Raw genomic sequence first — 17,661 nt, 5'->3', positions numbered from 1 at the left:
GCACCGGCCCGCGCCCCTCCCGAAGGGCGCGGGCCGGTGGCCTGGTCAGGAGCCGATCTTGTCGCCCTTCGCGTGCCAGGCGACCACGACCGACGGGCGGGGCTGGGAGGTGCCGCCGTCGGGCCAGCGGCTGCTGGGGGCCTCAGGGGTGGCGCCGTTGGTCTCACCGGGGTGCTGTACGGCGACGAAGACGCTGCGCTGGTCCTCGCTGACCAGCGGGCCGCAGGTCTCGGCGCCGACGGGCACGCTCAGGAACTGCTTCAGGTGGCCGCGCTCGGGACCGCGGACCGGCATGACGAACAGGCCGTCGTTGGCGCCGAGCTGGCTGCCGTCGGTGGAGATCCAGAGGTTGCCGTCCGCGTCGAAGGCGACGTTGTCGGGGCAGGAGATCGCCGAGACCTTGGTCTTGTCGAACCCCGCGAAGTAGGTCGCCGGGTCGTTCGGGTCTCCGCAGACCAGGGGCAGGGACCAGGCGAAGGTGGTGGCCCCGGCGTCGTTGCGCCGTTCGACGATCTCCAGGACGTGGCCGTGCTTGTTGGCCGGACGCGGGTTGGCCTCGTCCACCTGGGCCGGGGTCCGGTTGGTGTTGTTCGTCAGGGCCACGTAGACGCCGCCGGTGACGGGGTTGCGCTCCACGTCCTCGGGACGGTCCATCTTCGTCGCGCCGACCTTGTCGGCCGCCGTACGCGTGTAGACGAGCACTTCCTCGGCCGTCATCCCGGGAACGTGCGAGACCTTGCCGGTGACGAGCGGGATCCACTCGCCCGAACCGTCGAACTGCCCGTCGGCGGGAAGCGTGCCGGTGCCGTCGATCTCGGCGGCCGGGCTGTCGCCGGTGAACTTCGCCACGTACAGCGTGCCGTCGTCCAGCAGGGTCCGGTTGTGCCGGTCGAAGCCCTGGATGTAGCGCTGCCGGGAGACGAACTTGTAGACGTACTCGAACCGGGAGTCGTCGCCCATGTAGGCGACCACCCGGCCGTCGGCGGCGAGGGAGGTGGTGGCGCCCTCGTGGGCCATCCTGCCCAGGGCGGTGCGCTTGATCGGGGCGGAGTCGGGGTCGAACGGGTCGATCTCCACGATCCAGCCGGTGCGGTTGATCTCGTTCGGGTGCTTGGCCAGGTCGAAGCGCTCCTCGACCCGGTCGAACCTGCGGTTGCCGCTCGGGATGCCCGCGGTGGTGCTCACCCCGTACCGGGCGAGGTACGGCTTCTGCGCCTCGGGCACGCCGTTGCCGTTGACGAAGTACTGGTTGAAGTTCTCCTCGCCGCTGAGCACCGTGCCCCACGGCGTGGTGCCGCCCGCGCAGTTGTTCAGCATGCCGATCGGCGTGGTGCCCCGGGGGTCGGCCGCGGTCTTCAGCAGGGCGCTTCCGGCCGCCGGGCCGGTGAACTTCATCGGGGTCTGCACGGTGATGCGGCGGTTGTAACGGCGAGCGCCCTTGGTGACCAGCTTCCACTGGCCGGAGTTCTTCACCCGCTCGATCTCGACCACCGAACCGCCGTGCGCCGCCAGCGCGATCCTGATCTGCTCCTCCGTCGCGGCGGTGCCGTCCGTGTAGCCGCGGAACATGAGGTTCTCGTCGGTGTACTCGTGGTTGACCCAGAGCAGCCCCCGGTGCTGCCCCATCGGGAAGAGGGTGACGTAGTCGCAGTTGTAGCCGAACTGCTTGGCCTGCGCGGCGGCCGTCTGCCTCTCGAAGTCGAACGCGGGGGCACCGGGCAGAACCGGGTCGCCCCAGCGCACCACGGCCGCCGACAGGTAGCCCGAGGGGACCGTCACCTTGTCGTCGGTGTTCGGCGCGATGGCGGTGAAGCGGAGGCCGCCCTGCCGGCCAGGGCCGTGGCCCGGACCGTGGCCTCCGCCGAGGGTCTTCGCGTTCACATCCGTGTCCGGGTCGGCGAGGGCGGGGGCCGCCGTACCGAGCCCGACGCCGGCGACGACCGCGCCCAGGGCACCGGCGCGCAGCATGCCCCTGCGGGTCATCGCCTCGGCGACCACGTCGCCGAAGTAGGTGTTGTCGCTGGTGTTCACCACATCGTGGGCGCACTGGTCACCGCAGCGGAACCGGCAGGTGAGCGCGCTGCGGCCCCCCTTGTGCGGGCTCGTGAGCAGGGGGAGCAGTCGGCGCGGTGACGTGTTCGCCACGGGGTCCTCCAAAAAGGGGCGAGGTCTTCCGGCCCGGAGGCTACGTGCGCCGACCGAACCTGAGGTGAACGACGTTTGCCGGGATAATGAACCGTCTGTCCGAATGAGCTGTTCAGGTGAGCGTCACGCTCCGGACGAGTGGCCGGTACGGGCCGTTCCGACACCGTCCGGAAGGCGCGAGTGGGTCCGGAGTCGTCCGCGGGCACGGCTCAGGCGGGCATCATGGAGAGCGTGCCACCTCACAAACCCGACCCGGCCAAGGTCCGCGCCGCTCTCGACACCCAGCTGAGCGCCCTCGACGAACCACCCTACGACGGGCCGGGAGGGCTCGCGGCGCTGCTCGGCGCCTGCGTGAGCGTGGTGCTGCGAGCCTTCGCCCGGGAGGTCCGCCCGGAGCGGGACATCACCCGTTTCGCCGTACGGCACCTGCTGGACGAGCTCGCGACGGCGGCCCCCGGCAGGACCGTCGAGGTCCGGGTCCCGCCCTACGCGGCGGTGCAGTGCGTGGAGGGGCCTCGACACACCCGGGGCACCCCGCCCAACGTGGTGGAGACCGACGCGCGCACCTGGCTGGAACTCGCCACCGGCGGCCTGACCTGGTCGGAGGCGACGGCGGCGGGAAAGATCGCGGCGAGCGGCGCCCGCGCCGACCTGTCCGGCCACCTGCCCCTGCGGTAACCCCGGTCCGGCCACCCGCCTTTGCGACACCCCCCGGATGCGCCGGGCACCACCGGTGGCCCCGGTGACGCTCGGTCACGCCGCGCGGCCCCGGGTACGCCGTCCCACCGGCACGTGCTCACCGCATGCCCCTGATCTCCACCGGGCGTCACGTGCCCCACGTACGCCCGTGAGGGGCACCCGCCGTTACGGGGCGGGCCGCACCTGGATGCCGAACCTGTCCTCGATGCAGCGCCGCTGGAGCTCGGGAGGCAGGTTCATGCAGTCGCCGACCTTGCTGTAGACCCAGCTCAGGAACACCGCCGCGATCACCAGGGTGAGCAGGCTCAGCACGATTCCCACCCAGGCCCTGCCGGGGGCCGACCGCTTGGCGAGCGCGACGATGCCGATGATCAGGCCGACGACCGCCACCAGTACGCCGAAGCCGCAGACGACGAGCGAGAGGATCGCGACGATCCCGAGCACGAGCGCGGCGGTGCCCAGCTTCCCGCTGGACCGGCGCCCCTCGTCCGGATACGCCGGATAGGTCGCGGGATACGGATAGCCGGGCGCGCCCTGCGGTGCGGGATACGGCGCGCCGGCATGGGGCTGCTGGGAGGGGGCGGCCCCGGGTGGCGGCACTCCCGGACCACCGTAGGGCTGCCCGGCCTGCTGCGCCTCCCCGTATCTCGGCTGCTCGTACCCCGGTCCCGGTTGCTCGTAGCGCGAGGGCGGGGTGGAGGGCTCAGGGACCTCGGGGTGATCGGGCTCGGGCCTGCCGGACTCGCCGGAGGTCTCCGAGGCACTCTCCCAGCCGGGGTAGGCGGACGGCGTGGTGCCGGGCACCGTGTAGGGCTGCCCCTCGGGCTCCCCGGCTCCCCCGGACGTCCCCTCCCGTGCTCCTTCGGGTGTCCTCTCGGGCGCCCCCTCGGGCGACGGGCCGATCGGCGATCCCTGCCCGGGGCCTCCCGGGGTCCCGGGAGAGCCCGGCGTGACGTGCCGGCCACCCCCCTGGTCGGGCGGGGGTACCTCGGGAGCGGTCGGCGTGTCCGGGTGCGGCGGCACCTGCGGTTCCGTGGGGATGGAGGACGGCTTCCAGGTCGGCTCGTTGGGATCGGGCACGGGTGTTTCCGGATCCGGCTCCTCCCACGGCTCGGGAACCGACGGCGTCGGGGGGTTCGGGGGGGGGGGGGGCCCCCCCCCCCCCCCCCCCCCCCCCCCCCCCCCCCCCCACCGCGCCGCCCCGGGGGGGGGGGTGGGGGGGGGGGGGGGGGGGGCCCGGCCCCCGCCCCCCCCCCGCGCGGGCCCCCCGCGGGGGGGGGGGGGGGGGGGGGGCCCCCCCCCCCCCCCCACCCCACACGGCCCCCTCGCCGGGCACCCCGCCCTGCGGCTCGGCCCTGCCGGGAATCTCCGTCCACCCGGTCGACGCCGTCCTGTCGGGAGGCTCGGCGGAACCGGAAGGCTCGGTCCACCCGGTGGACCCGCTCGCCGGGGCTGCGGGCTCCCGCCACGTGGGCGGTTCGTTCGAGGGAGGGACGGGCCACGCGCCCGGTTCCGGGGCGGCGGGCGCGTGCTCGGGCTCGCCGGGGACGGCCGCCTCCTCGGAGGTGCCCCGCGATTCCTCCGCGCCGGACCCTTCCTGGTCGGAGCCCCTGTCCCGCGGCACTCGTCGCGGGCCGGGCTGGTTCGGGTCCACAGGGTCCACAGGTGTTGTCACGTCTCGTCTCCCGACGCTCGGGCATGCCGGATATCTCACACTCCCCTGTCGGCCGGCGACGAAACAGGCTGACACGGCAAAACACCGATGATCGTTCGGTCAGGGTGCGACATGCCACGGAACGGACCCTGGGTGCGAGCAGGGAAGAAGCCGACCTAGAATGAAGCATGTGCTGAAGGGCGACGGCCATCTGAGCCATGACCTCGACTCCCGCGACCGGCCTCCGAAGGACGCATGTGGCGTCTTCGGAGTGTGGGCCCCCGGGGAGGAAGTCTCCAAACTCACCTACTACGGGCTGTACGCGTTGCAGCACCGCGGCCAGGAGTCCGCGGGCATCGCGGTCAGCGAGGGCAGCAGGATCCTCGTCTACAAGGACATGGGCCTGGTGGCCCAGGTCTTCGACGAGTCCGTGCTCGGGACCCTCCGCGGCCATCTGGCGATCGGCCACTGCCGTTACTCGACCACCGGATCGAGCGTCTGGGAGAACGCGCAGCCGACGCTGAGCTCGACCGAGTCGGGCGGGCTCGCGCTCGCCCACAACGGCAACCTGATCAACACCCCGGAGCTGTCCAGGCGGCTCTCCCCCGGCTCCACCCGGGCGACGACCGACACCGAGGTGCTGGCCGCACTCCTGGCCCAGGACCGCGACCGGTCGATCGACGACGCGGCCGCCGACCTGCTTCCGCAGGTCAGGGGCGCCTACTCGCTCGTCTTCATGGACGAGAAGACCCTTTACGCGGCCCGTGACCCGCAGGGCGTCCGCCCGCTGGTCCTGGGACGCCTGGAGCGCGGCTGGGTGGTGGCCTCGGAGACCGCGGCGCTGGACATCGTGGGCGCCACGTTCGTCCGCGAGATCGAGCCGGGCGAGCTGATCACCATCGACGAGCGCGGCGTGCGCTCGCGCAGGTTCGCGCTCGCCGAGCCCAAGGGCTGCCTGTTCGAGTACGTCTACCTCGCCCGCCCCGACACCACGATCGCCGGGCGCGGCGTGCAGACCACGCGCGTCGAGGTCGGCCGTGTGCTGGCCCGCGAGCACCCGATCGAGGCCGACCTGGTCATCCCGACGCCCGAGTCGGGCACCCCCGCCGCCGTCGGCTACGCCGAGGAGAGCGGGATCCCCTACGGTCAAGGTCTGGTCAAGAATTCCTACGTGGGCCGCACCTTCATCCAGCCGTCCCAGACGATCCGGCAGCTGGGCATCCGGCTGAAGCTCAACCCGCTGAAGGAGGTCGTCGCGGGCAAGCGCCTGGTGGTCGTGGACGACTCGATCGTGCGGGGCAACACGCAGCGGGCGATCGTGAAGATGCTGCGCGAGGCGGGTGCGACCGAGGTGCACGTCCGGATCTCCTCCCCGCCGGTCAGCTGGCCCTGCTTCTACGGCATCGACTTCGCCACCCGGGCCGAGCTGATCGCCGGTTCGCTCAGCGTGGAGGAGATCCGCGCCTCGCTCGGCGCCGACTCGCTCGGATACATCTCGTTGGAGGGCCTGACCGCGGCCACCACGATCCCCGAGGACCGGCTCTGCCGCGCCTGCTTCGACGGTAAGTATCCGATCCCGATCGACCAGGACAACGTGGGCAAGTACGTGCTCGAGGCCAAGCGTTGAGCGGGCCCGGCACGCGAGGAGAGGGTTCATGACCAGCTACGCGGCCGCCGGAGTGGACATCGACGCGGGCGAGCGCGCCGTCGAGCTGATGAAGTCGAAGGTCGCGCGGGCGCGCAGGCCGGAGGTCGTGGACGACGCCAGCGGCTTCGCCGGCCTCTTCGACGCCTCGGCCCTGCTGTCGTACAGACGACCGCTGCTCACCACGTCGACCGACGGTGTCGGCACCAAGGTCATGCTGGCCCAGCGGCTGGACAAGCACGACACGATCGGGATCGACCTGGTCGGCATGGTCGTCGACGACCTGGTGGTCTGCGGTGCCGAGCCGCTGTTCATGACCGACTACATCGCCTGCGGCAAGGTGGTCCCCGAGCGGATCGCCGAGATCGTGGGCGGCGTCGCCGAGGGCTGCCGCCTCGCGGGCTGCGCCCTCATCGGCGGGGAGACCGCCGAGCACCCCGGTGCCATGGAGGCCGGCGAGTACGACCTCGCGGGCGCCGCCACCGGGGTGGTGGAGGCCGACAGGATGCTCGGCCGCGACAGGGTCCGCGCGGGCGACGTGGTCCTCGCGCTGGCGTCCTCGGGCGTGCACTCCAACGGATACTCGCTGGTCAGGCACATCATCGACCGGGCGGGGCTCTCGCTGGAGGCCGAGCTGCCCGAGCTGGGGCGGACGCTGGGCGAGGAGCTTCTGGAGCCGACCAGGATCTACTCCCTCGACTGCCTGGAGCTCGCCCGCGCGGTCGACGTCCACGCGTACGCCCACATCACGGGCGGCGGCCTCGCGGGCAACCTGTCCCGCTCGCTGCCTCCGGGGCTGGACGCGCTGCTCGACCGCTCGTCGTGGACCCCGCCGGCCGTCTTCGAGGTGCTCGCTGGGCACGGCGGGGTGGCCCAGGCCGACATGGACCGGACGTTCAACCTGGGCGTGGGCATGGCCGCGGTCGTCCCCGCCGAGGCCGTGGGGCCCGCCCTCGCGCTGCTCGGCGAGCGGAACCTCCCCGCCTGGGTGCTCGGTGAGATCGTCGAGGGCTCGGGCGAGGCGCGTTTCCGCTGATCCGCGCTTTTCCGGAAAACCTCCGCGTAGCTCTCCTCCTCCCCTCGCGAAGGGGAGGAGGAACCGAGTGGGAGTCGGGTACGGCGAAAGGCGCTCCGGACCCACCGGAGCGCCGCATATGGTCGACCCGCAGCGAGAAGAACACCCGGCGGCTTGTGTCCACCACCGGGTGCCCTGCTCACATCAATCTGAAATCCGCCTAGCGGCGGCCGGATTTCCCGTCGTCGCGGTCATCTCCGGAGCCGAAGTCATCGGCGTAATCGGCGTACCGATCCGCCAGCTCGTCGTAGGCGTCGTTGGAGTCGTCATTGTGGTTGGAGTCGTCTCTGACTCCGAGCTCGTCGCGCAGACGCTCAAGATCAGTGCCACCGCTGTTGTACTTCAGCTGGCGAGCAACCTTGACCTGCTTGGCCTTTGCTCGGCCGCGCCCCATTGGCTCGACCCCCTCGTGTGGGGTCGTGCCCGACCCCTCGTCGCTAACGCACCACGCACTGACGCCACCTGACTTAGGCGTCAGCTCTCGTTCGCCTACAACCGTACCCGTTTTACGCCCAGCTCGGTACGTCGTATGGGCGTGTGGGGCTAGCGGCCCAGCCAAATGCCCCTAATTCGCCCGACTTCCGACATTCTGCGCTCAGCCAGCCTATCGGCTGCGACAGCCGGGGGAACGCCTTCCTCCGCCGCGCTGGAGAAGATCTTGAGAGTCGTGTCGTAAATCTGGGTGGCCTTTGCCCGCGCCCGCTCCATGTTGAACCCCCTGATCTCGTCCGCGACCTGGATCACACCGCCGGAGTTGACCACGTAGTCGGGCGCGTAGAGGATCCCGCGGTCGGCGAGCCGCTTCTCCACGCCGGGGTGGGCGAGCTGGTTGTTGGCCCCGCCGCAGACGATCGCGGCGCGCAGGCGGGCCACCGTCTCGTCGTCCAGCGCCCCGCCGAGGGCGCACGGCGCGTAGACGTCGATGTCGGCGGAGGTGATCTCCGACCGGTCGGCGACGACCTCGACCTGCGGGTGGATCCGCCGCAGCCGCTCCACGGCCCGCTCGCTCACGTCGCAGACCACGACCTCCGCGCCGTCCTCGATCAGGTGGCCGACCAGGCGGTGGCCGACCTTGCCCACGCCCTCCACGCCGACACGCCTGCCACGCAGCGAGGGCGTCCCGTACGCGTGCTCGGCGGCGGCGCGCATGCCCTGGAACACGCCGAGCGCGGTCAGGATCGACGAGTCGCCGGCCCCGCCGTTGGCCAGGGTGCGGCCGGTCACGTACGAGCACTCGCGGGCCACGACGTCCATGTCCTCGCTGTAGGTGCCGACGTCGCACGCCGTGTAGTAGCGGCCCCCGAGCGACTGGACGAACCTGCCGTAGGCGCGCAGCAGCGCCTCGCTCTTGTCCTTCGCCGGGTCGCCGATGATGACGGCCTTCCCGCCACCGAGGTCGAGTCCCGCCAGGGCGTTCTTGTAGGCCATCGCCCGCGAGAGGTTGAGCACGTCCGCCAGCGCGGCCTGCTCGCTCTCGTAGGGGTAGAACCTGGTGCCGCCCAGACCGGGGCCCAGGGCGGTGTTGTGGATGGCGATGATCGCGTGGAGACCGCTTCGCTCGTCGGAGCAGAAAACGACCTGTTCGTGCCTCGCCTGGCCGGTTACCGGGCCCGCGTCCTTGTGGGACAGCCCGAAGACGTCGGTCACTGTGGTGACTCCCAGTCGTTCGTTACCGCCGCACCGTTGCGACGGAGATCACCCTCAGCGTAACCACAAGTCCCCAACCGGGACGACGTGCACGAACGTCCCATCTCAGTGACCGAGACGACCCCCGCGGAAGCGGGCTCGCTACGGACAACGGTCGGTCCTTCGTGACACGATGCGGTCGTGCTGCCCTACGCCGCGTACCTCCGCGTCTACGAACCGCTGGTCGCGTTCGCCCCGGCGGAGCGCGTCTCGTGGTCCGCCTACTCCGAGACGACCGACCGACCGCGCCGAGCGAGCGCCCTGCACGCCGAACACGGCGAGGCGGTGCGGCGCCTCCTCGGGGTACCGCCGACCCCGGCACCCGCCCAGGAGAGCCCCAACGCCTACCTGAGGCGCGTGGAGGAGGTCCTGTACGTCTGCCCCTGGCAGAGCAGGCTGAGGTCGTGGCTCGCCTTCTCACGCTTTCGCGGGGCGACCCCGCCCAAGCTGATGGAGCGCTTCTTCCCGCCGGCCGTCGCGGAGCGGACGGCCGACGACTTCGACCGGTTCAAGCGCGGCACCGACTCCGCCGCGCTGCGCACGCACATCCGCAGCTCCACCTGGCACGTTCCGACCTCGTGGTTCGTCCCCTTCGACGGCAACGAGCGCTGGCTGGTGATCGACGGCGGCGAGGGGCAGGGCGGCACGACCACCACGCGCAACCTGATCTACGTCACCTCCATGGCCCACGCGAGGCGCCGCAGCGCCCGCGCCCTGCAGATCATCAAGAGGCAGGTGGGCGACGCCTCGGTCACGGCCGAGGTCGAGGACGTGGCACGCTGGCTGGAGGAGTTCCACCCGCACTCCCTGGTCGAGCTGGACTACGGCGGCATCGTCAACCTCATGGACGACGAGACACTCCAGGCCGACGAGTCCGTGGCGGAACTCACGGCGGCGCTGACAGGTCTGGAAAAAGGCGAGGAAGAACTGGCGTTCGCCATGTACCAGCGCGTCATCCTCCGCTGGCGATCAATACAACTTCTCGAATCAGCAAACTGAGTCGCAAATCATCCCTTCAACCTGCGTAAGTAGGTCCGTCGATGACCGGGGATGCACCTACGAACTGAGTAGTTTGCCGTTTTCACTGCGATACCACGAAACGTGTCGCTAGAATCACCGAGCGTGACAACAACACGTGCACAAGAGAGATGAGTCGCTCAAAGACTCGCCAATCGCTCTACGTGGCTGTATGGTCACATCGGGTGATGCCGCATATGGCCCAAACAGCCGCACGCAAGGGCCATAGGCGGACATCCGTGACAAGCGTCAAGTCGCAGGATCGCTGTCGCCGGTCCACATGGAGGAGAGGCCGCACAAATGTCAGCTCGTACACCCGAGGCAGAGCCGCTGCTCACCCCGGCGGAGGTCGCAACCATGTTCCGCGTCGATCCCAAGACCGTGACCCGGTGGGCGAAGGCGGGCAAGTTGACGTCCATCCGCACCCTGGGTGGACACCGCCGATACCGGGAGACCGAGGTTCGCGCGCTGCTCGCGGGGATTCCACAGCAGCGCTCAGAGTAAGACGGGGGCCGTCACTGACCTAGGGGGATTGGTGCGCGCTCACCCTTTGAGCGTGTAGGCCACACGGGTTTGTGGGGAGCGGCGTCGCCCGCCCGGCGCCGCCCCAGCACGTGCTCCTGAACGGCTCAGCGGTGCCCCAGGGGCTTCCTCAGCCGTCCGTCCCGGACCTCTCCAGGTCCACGGGACGACTCGCCTGTTCTCTGAACAGGTCGTCCAGCAACTCGCCGACGCGCGAATCGTGCTCGGCCGCCACGCCGAGCAGCGCCACCAACTGGCCGATCAGCATCCGCTCCAGCGTCGGCCGCTCGATGTCGCGGCGCTCCAGCCAGTCGAGGCCCGCGGTCTCGACGGAGGCGATCCACGAGCGCAGCGCGACCCGGAGCACGGGTCCCGGCTCCTCGATCCGCATCTGCTTCATGATCAGCCTGAGCAGCCGGTGCCTGACCGAGTCGACGACCTCCCCGATCTCGCCGCTGCGGTTGGCGGGACCGCCCTTGAGCAACGCGGCGAAGCCCGTCGCGTGCTCCTCGACGAAGTCGAAGTATCGGGTGAGCCCTCCGGCGAGCTCGTCCAGCGGGGTGCCCGCCCCCTGAGGCCTGAGCCTCGCCTCCAATTGGACCGCGGCGCTTTTCAGCGCGGCGACGTAGAGCTCCTGCTTGCCACCGAAGTAGTGGTAGACCAGAGCCCGCGACGCGCCGGCCGCGGAGGCCACGTCGTCGATCGACACGTGCTCGGCGTCATGCCTGCTGAACAGCTCCAGCGCCGCCGCCATGAGCTCCTCGCGACGCCGGTCGACACTGAGCCTGCGCCGCGCCGGTCGCGTGTCCCCCGGCACGGTTTTCGCCCGTTCGGCGGCTCCGGATGTCGACCTCACATCGTGAAGACTATCGGAGCCGTTCCGCCCGGTCGCTTGGTCAAGATCGGAGTTCCCTTCCCTCCAACCCGTACCCCATTCGGAACTCGATCGTTTTGAGTGACAGGTGCCCATCCACCATCGCGGGGGAGAGCCATGTCAGGACCGTCAGTCAACACCACCGTCACCCGAGCCCGCGGGTTCGCCGAGCCCGTCTTATCCGACGGGGGCGGGCCACGCCCGAGACCCACGATCCGCAACGTGGCAGAACGAGCCGGTGTCTCCAAATCACTGGTCTCGCTCGTCCTGCGCGGATCGCCCCACGTCAGCGAACATCGCAGGCAGGCCGTGCTCCAGGCGGCCAGAGACCTCGGCTACCGGCCCAACGCCGTCGCGCGCAGCCTGGTCGAGGGCCGTACCCACCTGGTCGGGGCGCTCGTCGCCGACCTGCACAACCCGTTCTACGCGGAGTTCCTGGACGGCTTGCAGGAGAGCCTGCACGGCGACGGGCTGAGACTCCTCATCGGCAACAGCCAGTGGGACCCCGCCTTCGAGGACGAGGCGGTCGAGGCGTTCCTCGAACTTCGCGTCGACGGGCTCGTCCTGCTCGGCATCGCGCCCACCAGCGGGACGCTCATCGAGGCCACCGGTTACACGCCGACCGTGGTGGTGGGCGAGCGCGACATCGACCTCGGCGGCGTGGACATCGTCGTCGACGACGACCAGCTCGGTGCCCGCCTCGCCGTCGACCACCTCGTGGAGCTCGGTCACCGCAGGATCGCCCACATCGAGGCCGCGGGCATCTCCTCGGGGCGCTTCCGGTGCGAGGGTTACCTGGTCGCGATGCGCAGGCACTCCCTGGCGCCGTACATCATGGTCGAGGAGGGCGAGTCCAGCGAGGAGGGGGGCGCCAGGGCGGCGCACAGCCTGCTCACGCGCGACCCCCGGCCGACAGCGATCTTCGCCGCCAACGACCGGGTGGCGATGGGCGTGCTCTCCGCGGCCACCGAGCTGGGACTGCGGGTTCCCGAGGACCTGTCCGTGGTCGGGTACGACAACATCCACCGGGCGGGCACCCAGCCGATCTCGCTGACCACCGTGGACCAGCCCCGCCGCGCCATGGGACGCTCCGCCGCCGCGCTGCTGAACGACCGGATCGGAGACCCCGGCAAGGCCTCGCGTCTGCGTCAGGTCACGCCGCAGCTGGTCGTACGGAACAGCACGGGCCCCACCGAACGCTGAAGAGCCTGCCTGGAGCGTTACAGTCCGCCCAGGCAGGCTTCATGACCTCCTCAAATCCGGGTCAACATCGAGGGCGCCCACGTGCCGCCGGTGTTGACTCTGGCCGAGACGAGGGGGTAGCGATGCGTGATCCGGAACTTGTGTCATGCGCCCAGCGGGCCGCGGCCGAGCTTGAGCGGGCATGGGCCCACTGGCGGGCCGCCCGGGGCCGCGGCGGCGACGCCGGAGCCGAGTCCGTGGCCAGTTACGTGGCTCATTCGATCGACCATCCGTGGGGACGGCCGCGTGTGGTCCTCGGGCTGGACGCCGAGGACGCCAGGGAGCTCGCCTCGCTCCTGCAGAAGCAGGAGGTCGGCGAGCACGTCTGGTGAGCCTGTCCCGTGACGGGAGAGTCCGGCTGAGGCCGGGTCCCGTGACGGGGAGGGTTCCCCGAAGCCGTGTCTCCTGGCGGGCCGGGTCTCGTAGCGGGCTGTATCCCGTAGCGGGCCGTGTCCCATGGCGGGCCGTGTCCCGTGGCGGGAAGGCCCGCCTGAGGCGGAAACGTGTCACATCGCGTGACGGGCGTCGCGGGGCGGGAGAGCCCTTCTGAGGAGGGAGTGCGTCACGCCTCGTGACGGGCGAGCACATATCGCGACACCGGCTGAGTCATACGTCCGAGCCACGTAAGTTGGGTGATTGACGACTTCCTTGGGGGCGATGAGCGTGACCGGCAAAGCACTCGCGACGACCCTTGTCCTGTGCGGACTCGGCGCCGCCGCCTGCGGTGGCACCGCCACGGGCGCCGACCTCGCGCGAGAGCGCGGCCCCGTCCCTCCCGCCGCCGACACGGCCGCGGCACCGGCCGCCGACGCCCTGAGCGGCCCGGCGACCGGCACGGCGAGCGATCCCACCGCGAGTCCCGCGGCGGGGCGGAGCGTCCAGAGCGACCGGCCGCTCAGCGGCAAGATCGTGGTCATCGACCCCGGCCACAACGGGCAGAACTACCGCCACCCCGCGGAGATCAACAAGAAGGTCAACGTTCTGACCCAGTGGAAGGCGTGCGACACCACGGGCACCGCCACCGCGAACGGCTACAGCGAGGCCGCCTTCACCTGGGACGTCTCGCAGCGCCTGGCCAAGATCCTGAAGAGCCGCGGCGCGACGGTGAAGCTGACCCGTGCCGACAACTCCGGCGTCGGGCCGTGCATCACCGAGCGAGCCGCGATCGGCAACGACGCGAAGGCGGACGCGGCGATCTCGGTCCACGCCGACGGGTCGAGCACCGCCAACCACGGCTTCCACGTGATCATGCCGGAGAAGATCGGCGGCCCGGTCGACCCGGTGGTCGGGGCCTCCAAGAAGCTCGGCCTGGACGTTCGCAACGCCTTCGCGCGCGGCACCGGGCTGTCGTACTCCACCTACATCGGCAAGAACGCCCTCGACTACCGCGACGACCTCGGCGGACTGAACCTCTCCACGGTTCCCAAGATCTTCATCGAGTCGGGCAACATGAAGAACCCCACCGAGGCGGCCAAGTTCCAGCAGGCGGCGTTCCGGCAGAAGATCGCGCTCTCTCTCGCGAACGGGCTCCAGCAGTACCTCAAGCGGTAGTCGAGGGCGAGATCGCCCGAGGCGCCTCGAGGCACCTCGGGCGGGCTCCGGCGATATCCCGTGGGCGCGGAGAAGCCCCTCAGCGGCCTCCAGCGTTACCCCGGGGCCCAGCCGCCGGAGGGAGTTCCGGCGGCGCGGAGACACGCTCAGCGGCTTACAGCGGCACCCCCGAGCCCATGCTCGGGGGGAGGGGGCACCTCAGCGGGGTCCTTCCAGACCCAGGGACCTCAGGTTGTCGCGGGCCGGGTGGCTGCGCGCGGCCGGGCCGGCCGCGAAGACCTTCAGGATGTTCCCCGTCGCCCTGCGGACGAAAGCCCCCGCCTCCCGCGTGACGCCGTGGCCGCAGCGGGCACCCCGCATCGCGCACACCCAGCGCATCGTGCCCGAGCTGAACACCCCGGCGCCGCTCGGCACGGTGTAGTAGGCGCTGTGCGCGACCGTGGCGCGACCTCCGCAGTCGACCGGGGAGACCGACAGGACCTCCATGGGACGCGGTACGCCCGCGCCGACCCTGTCGGTCTCGACGCCGACCATCCCGGGGAAGACAGTGCCGCGCCGCACCCCCGTCCCCTTGAAGATCCAGTTGCCGGGGCGCCTGACCACGTAGGCGGACTCGGAGGGGAAGCAGTCGTACATCGGGCCGGTCAGCGAGCTCTCCGGCCTGGCGGTGGCCCGCCACAGGACCGTCCGGGCGTCCTCGGCGGCGTCCTTGTGGCAGACCACCAGGCGGCGAGGTCCCAGGCGCGTCGCGGCGAGGCGGATCCGCCAGTAGACCGCGTTGGCACCGAGGAAGGCGAGGTTGGTGCCGCGGTCACGGGCGGCCTCGACGGTGCGGCGCATGCCCGGCGACCAGTACTCGTCGTGGCCCAGCGACACCAGCCCCCTGGCCCCGTCGAGGACGTGCGGGTCGCGGTCCAGGTCCAGGCTCGTGACGTAGGCGAGCGGAAGGCCGCGACGCTCGGCGAGCTCGATGGCGTCGCGTTCCATGTCCAGGAAGAGCCGCGCCCCCGATGTGTCGTACGGACGGTCGAAGCTGACCGCCCGGGACCTGTCCGCGAAGCCGCCGGGGCCGTGGTAGAGGCTGCGGCCGCCCCAGTCGTTGTACGCCTGCCAGGTGGTGACCGCGTTCACGACGACGAGGCGTCCCCCGGCGGAGGCGGACCTCACGGTGAGGGGGACGTAGCGCCGTCCCCCGGTGGCGGCGTCCAGCCTGATCAGGTAGGAGCCCTCCGGCCATCCCGAGGTGTCCACCTCGGGGCCGGGCTTCCAGTGGGCGGCGGTCACCGTTCCCGTGGCGGCGATCGTCCTGGGCGGCGCCTGCCTCCTGCCGGGCAGTCCGGCCGCCCGCCAGACCTGCCTCGCCCCGGCCCCGCCGTACCAGCCCATCCGGAAGGCCCTCGCGGTGTAGCGGTCGGCGGTGGTCGAGACGTACAGCCGGAAGCTCTCGCCGGGCAGCACGCTCACCCGGTCGGCGAAGCCCTCGATCTCGTGCTCGGCGCCACGTCGGCGCACCCGCCAGCCGGGATCGCCCTCCCTCGCGTTCTCCGCCACGGTGGTGTCGTCCCCCTCGGCGCTCCTCACCGCGGAGGAGGACACCGTGGGAGTGGGCGAGGACGAGGTCGATGGGTTCTCGACGGTGACGGCGCACCCGGCGACCAGCATGATCGTCACCAGGATCGCCGACAGTGTGCGGGCCTGACGCCTGGAGACCCTGGAAGGTTGGAACATGAGCAGCAGCATGTCCGGGCGGAGCGTCTCCCCCGCTTCTCCCGCGCGGTACTTGGGCGGTTCTTGATCCCGTGTCCGGGCTCGCCGGCGTGAAAAGCCGGTCCCTCCGGCGATTCCGGCGATTTGGCATGATCTACAGCATGACTGACCTCCTGCCGTCCCCCTCCGCCTTCACACCTGCCGGCGGTGTCCTCGGCCTGCCCCACGGGGTCGTCGTCTCCGGCCCCGCCGAGCCGGTCGACGCCGTACGTCTCGCGCTCGCCGTCCTCGGCCCGCGCCCGGGCGAGGCGGGAACGATCACGGTGGAGCCGGACGCCTCACTCGGCGCCGAGGCGTACGTCCTGGAGGTGACCGGCGAGGGCGTGCGGATCGCGGCCGGAGACCGCGCCGGCGCCTTCTACGCGGGCCAGACGCTGCGGCAGCTGCTGCCCTCGGCGGCGTTTCGCACGGTGGCCGGCGGCGGGGCGGACTGGAGCGTCCCCCTCGGCCGGGTGCGGGACGCGCCCCGGTTCTCCTGGCGCGGGGTGCACCTGGACGTGGCGCGGCACTTCATGCCCAAGCGCGAGGTGCTCAGGATGGTCGACCTCATGGCGGTCCACAAGCTGAACCGCCTGCACCTGCACCTGGTGGACGACCAGGGATGGCGGGTCGAGAGCCGTCGGTATCCCCGGCTGCACGAGGTGGGCGCGCACCGCCCGCGTACGGTCACCAGCCACTACCGGGAGGATCTCGCCTTCGACGACGTACCGCACGGCGGCTACTACACGCTGGAGGACCTCGCTGAGATCGGCGCCTACGCGCGGGCCCGAGCCGTGACGGTCGTGCCCGAGATCGACGTGCCGGGACACGCCTCGGCGATCCTCGCCGCCTACCCCGGGTTCGACGCCCGCGCCACCGGCGGCCGGAGCCCCGAGCCCTTCACGGTGCTGGATCGCTGGGGCATCTCCCCCGCGATCCTGTCCCCCCTGCCGGAGACGATCGACTTCCTGACCGGCGTGATCGAGGAGATCACGGGGGCGCTGGGCGAGACCCCGTACGTCCACATCGGCGGGGACGAGTGCGTGCTCGACGACTGGGCCGGCTCCCCCGAGATCGTCGCCTTCCAGGCGGAGCTGGGGCTGGGGAGCCTGAGCGACCTGCACGCCTGGTTCCTGCGCCGGCTCGCGGACGAGCTGGCCGAACGCGGCAGCAGGGCGGTGGTGTGGGACGAGGCGTTCGTGAGCGGCATGCTCAGGCCCGACACGATCGTGATGCCCTGGCGCGGTCCCGGGGTGGCGAGGCGCGCCGCCGCCGCCGGGCACGACGTGGTGCAGACCCCCGTCTTCCCCCTGTACTTCGACTACGCCGAGGCCTCCAGCGAGGAGGAGCCCCTCGCGATCGGCGACGCGATCACCGTCTCCGACGTCGCGGCCTACGCTCCGGCGCCGGAGTCGTGGACGGCCGAGGAACGGGAACACGTGCTCGGGGCACAGTTCCAGCTGTGGAGCGAACGGCTGCCCGACGCGCGGGCGGTGGACTACCGGGCCTGGCCCCGGGGGTGCGCGCTGGCCGAGATCGCCTGGTCGGGCTCGGCCGGGGCCGGGTTCGAGACCCGGCTGGAGGCGCACCTGACCCGCCTCGACGCGCTCGGTGTCGAGTATCGGCCGCTGACCGGCCCGCACCCCTGGCAGCGTGGGGGGACCGGCCGCCGACGCCACCGCCCAGGGGTCGTCAAGGTGGACGAGGCGATGAAACACCTGGAGGAGCTGACCCACGAGGCCGACTCGACCCGTCCCAGCATGTGACGGGTCTTTCCGCCCTTGACGAGTCCCCACGGGGTGTGG

The 17,661-nt window shown here is 71.2% G+C and carries 15 protein-coding genes; 9 read left to right on the top strand and 6 right to left on the bottom strand.

Annotated elements, in window-relative coordinates:
* Nucleotides 1-45: 45 nt before the first annotated feature.
* Complete coding sequence (locus ACFY3D_RS12510) at nt 46-2,145, bottom strand: PhoX family protein (protein ID WP_389978370.1); 2,100 nt, start codon at nt 2,143-2,145, stop codon at nt 46-48.
* Between the two features lie 222 nt (nt 2,146-2,367).
* Between ACFY3D_RS12510 and ACFY3D_RS12505 the strand changes: the two genes are divergently transcribed.
* On the top strand, nt 2,368-2,823 hold the full coding sequence (locus ACFY3D_RS12505) for a sterol carrier family protein (RefSeq protein ID WP_389978367.1): 456 nt from the start codon (nt 2,368-2,370) through the stop codon (nt 2,821-2,823).
* Nucleotides 2,824-3,009: 186 nt separating this feature from the next.
* Here ACFY3D_RS12505 and ACFY3D_RS12500 read toward each other — a convergent pair whose 3' ends face one another.
* On the bottom strand, nt 3,010-3,924 hold the full coding sequence (locus ACFY3D_RS12500; RefSeq protein WP_389978364.1) for a hypothetical protein: 915 nt from the start codon (nt 3,922-3,924) through the stop codon (nt 3,010-3,012).
* A 755-nt stretch (nt 3,925-4,679) separates the two neighbouring features.
* Between ACFY3D_RS12500 and purF the strand changes: the two genes are divergently transcribed.
* On the top strand, nt 4,680-6,125 hold the full coding sequence (gene purF / locus ACFY3D_RS12495; protein ID WP_386210653.1) for an amidophosphoribosyltransferase: 1,446 nt from the start codon (nt 4,680-4,682) through the stop codon (nt 6,123-6,125).
* Between the two features lie 28 nt (nt 6,126-6,153).
* Nucleotides 6,154-7,179 carry a phosphoribosylformylglycinamidine cyclo-ligase gene (gene purM, locus ACFY3D_RS12490; protein ID WP_389978361.1) on the top strand — a complete coding sequence of 342 codons (1,026 nt, stop codon included), beginning with the start codon at nt 6,154-6,156 and terminating at the stop codon, nt 7,177-7,179.
* 199 nt (nt 7,180-7,378) lie between these two features.
* On the opposite strand, the gene ACFY3D_RS12485 is transcribed toward purM, so the two are convergent.
* Nucleotides 7,379-7,612 carry a DUF3073 domain-containing protein gene (locus tag ACFY3D_RS12485; RefSeq protein WP_350941243.1) on the bottom strand — a complete coding sequence of 78 codons (234 nt, stop codon included), beginning with the start codon at nt 7,610-7,612 and terminating at the stop codon, nt 7,379-7,381.
* 149 nt (nt 7,613-7,761) lie between these two features.
* Nucleotides 7,762-8,865, bottom strand: a complete 1,104-nt coding sequence (locus ACFY3D_RS12480) for a Leu/Phe/Val dehydrogenase (RefSeq protein ID WP_389978358.1) — start codon at nt 8,863-8,865, stop codon at nt 7,762-7,764.
* 180 nt (nt 8,866-9,045) lie between these two features.
* On the opposite strand from ACFY3D_RS12480, the gene ACFY3D_RS12475 reads away from it, so the two are divergent.
* Together ACFY3D_RS12475 and bldC are read left to right on the top strand one after the other, a co-directional pair.
* Nucleotides 9,046-9,903, top strand: a complete 858-nt coding sequence (locus tag ACFY3D_RS12475) for a hypothetical protein (protein WP_389978355.1) — start codon at nt 9,046-9,048, stop codon at nt 9,901-9,903.
* A 318-nt stretch (nt 9,904-10,221) separates the two neighbouring features.
* Nucleotides 10,222-10,425, top strand: a complete 204-nt coding sequence (gene bldC / locus ACFY3D_RS12470) for a developmental transcriptional regulator BldC (RefSeq protein ID WP_013133571.1) — start codon at nt 10,222-10,224, stop codon at nt 10,423-10,425.
* A gap of 148 nt (nt 10,426-10,573) precedes the next feature.
* On the opposite strand, the gene ACFY3D_RS12465 is transcribed toward bldC, so the two are convergent.
* Nucleotides 10,574-11,299 carry a TetR/AcrR family transcriptional regulator gene (locus ACFY3D_RS12465; RefSeq protein ID WP_389978352.1) on the bottom strand — a complete coding sequence of 242 codons (726 nt, stop codon included), beginning with the start codon at nt 11,297-11,299 and terminating at the stop codon, nt 10,574-10,576.
* Between the two features lie 135 nt (nt 11,300-11,434).
* Here ACFY3D_RS12465 and ACFY3D_RS12460 point away from each other — a divergent pair, with 135 nt between their 5' ends.
* The 3 genes from ACFY3D_RS12460 to ACFY3D_RS12450 all read left to right on the top strand — a co-directional run bounded on the left by ACFY3D_RS12460 (nt 11,435) and on the right by ACFY3D_RS12450 (nt 14,110).
* A complete protein-coding gene (locus tag ACFY3D_RS12460; RefSeq protein ID WP_389779761.1) occupies nt 11,435-12,520 on the top strand; it encodes a LacI family DNA-binding transcriptional regulator in 1,086 nt (361 codons plus the stop codon).
* Between the two features lie 122 nt (nt 12,521-12,642).
* The gene (locus ACFY3D_RS12455) at nt 12,643-12,891 is read left to right on the top strand and encodes a hypothetical protein (RefSeq protein ID WP_344978307.1); all 249 of its coding nucleotides are present in this window, start codon (nt 12,643-12,645) and stop codon (nt 12,889-12,891) included.
* A 304-nt stretch (nt 12,892-13,195) separates the two neighbouring features.
* Nucleotides 13,196-14,110, top strand: a complete 915-nt coding sequence (locus tag ACFY3D_RS12450) for an N-acetylmuramoyl-L-alanine amidase (protein ID WP_389978349.1) — start codon at nt 13,196-13,198, stop codon at nt 14,108-14,110.
* A gap of 198 nt (nt 14,111-14,308) precedes the next feature.
* Here the strand turns inward: ACFY3D_RS12450 and ACFY3D_RS12445 are convergent, their stop codons facing one another.
* Nucleotides 14,309-15,850 carry a N,N-dimethylformamidase beta subunit family domain-containing protein gene (locus ACFY3D_RS12445; protein ID WP_389978346.1) on the bottom strand — a complete coding sequence of 514 codons (1,542 nt, stop codon included), beginning with the start codon at nt 15,848-15,850 and terminating at the stop codon, nt 14,309-14,311.
* A 128-nt stretch (nt 15,851-15,978) separates the two neighbouring features.
* On the opposite strand from ACFY3D_RS12445, the gene ACFY3D_RS12440 reads away from it, so the two are divergent.
* The gene (locus tag ACFY3D_RS12440) at nt 15,979-17,622 is read left to right on the top strand and encodes a beta-N-acetylhexosaminidase (protein ID WP_389978343.1); all 1,644 of its coding nucleotides are present in this window, start codon (nt 15,979-15,981) and stop codon (nt 17,620-17,622) included.
* Nucleotides 17,623-17,661 lie beyond the last annotated feature (39 nt).

The organism is Streptosporangium sp. NPDC000509, from assembly GCF_042898365.1.
Classification (GTDB): Bacteria; Actinomycetota; Actinomycetes; order Streptosporangiales; family Streptosporangiaceae; genus Streptosporangium.
This window is presented reverse-complemented; position numbering and strand designations above follow the sequence as displayed.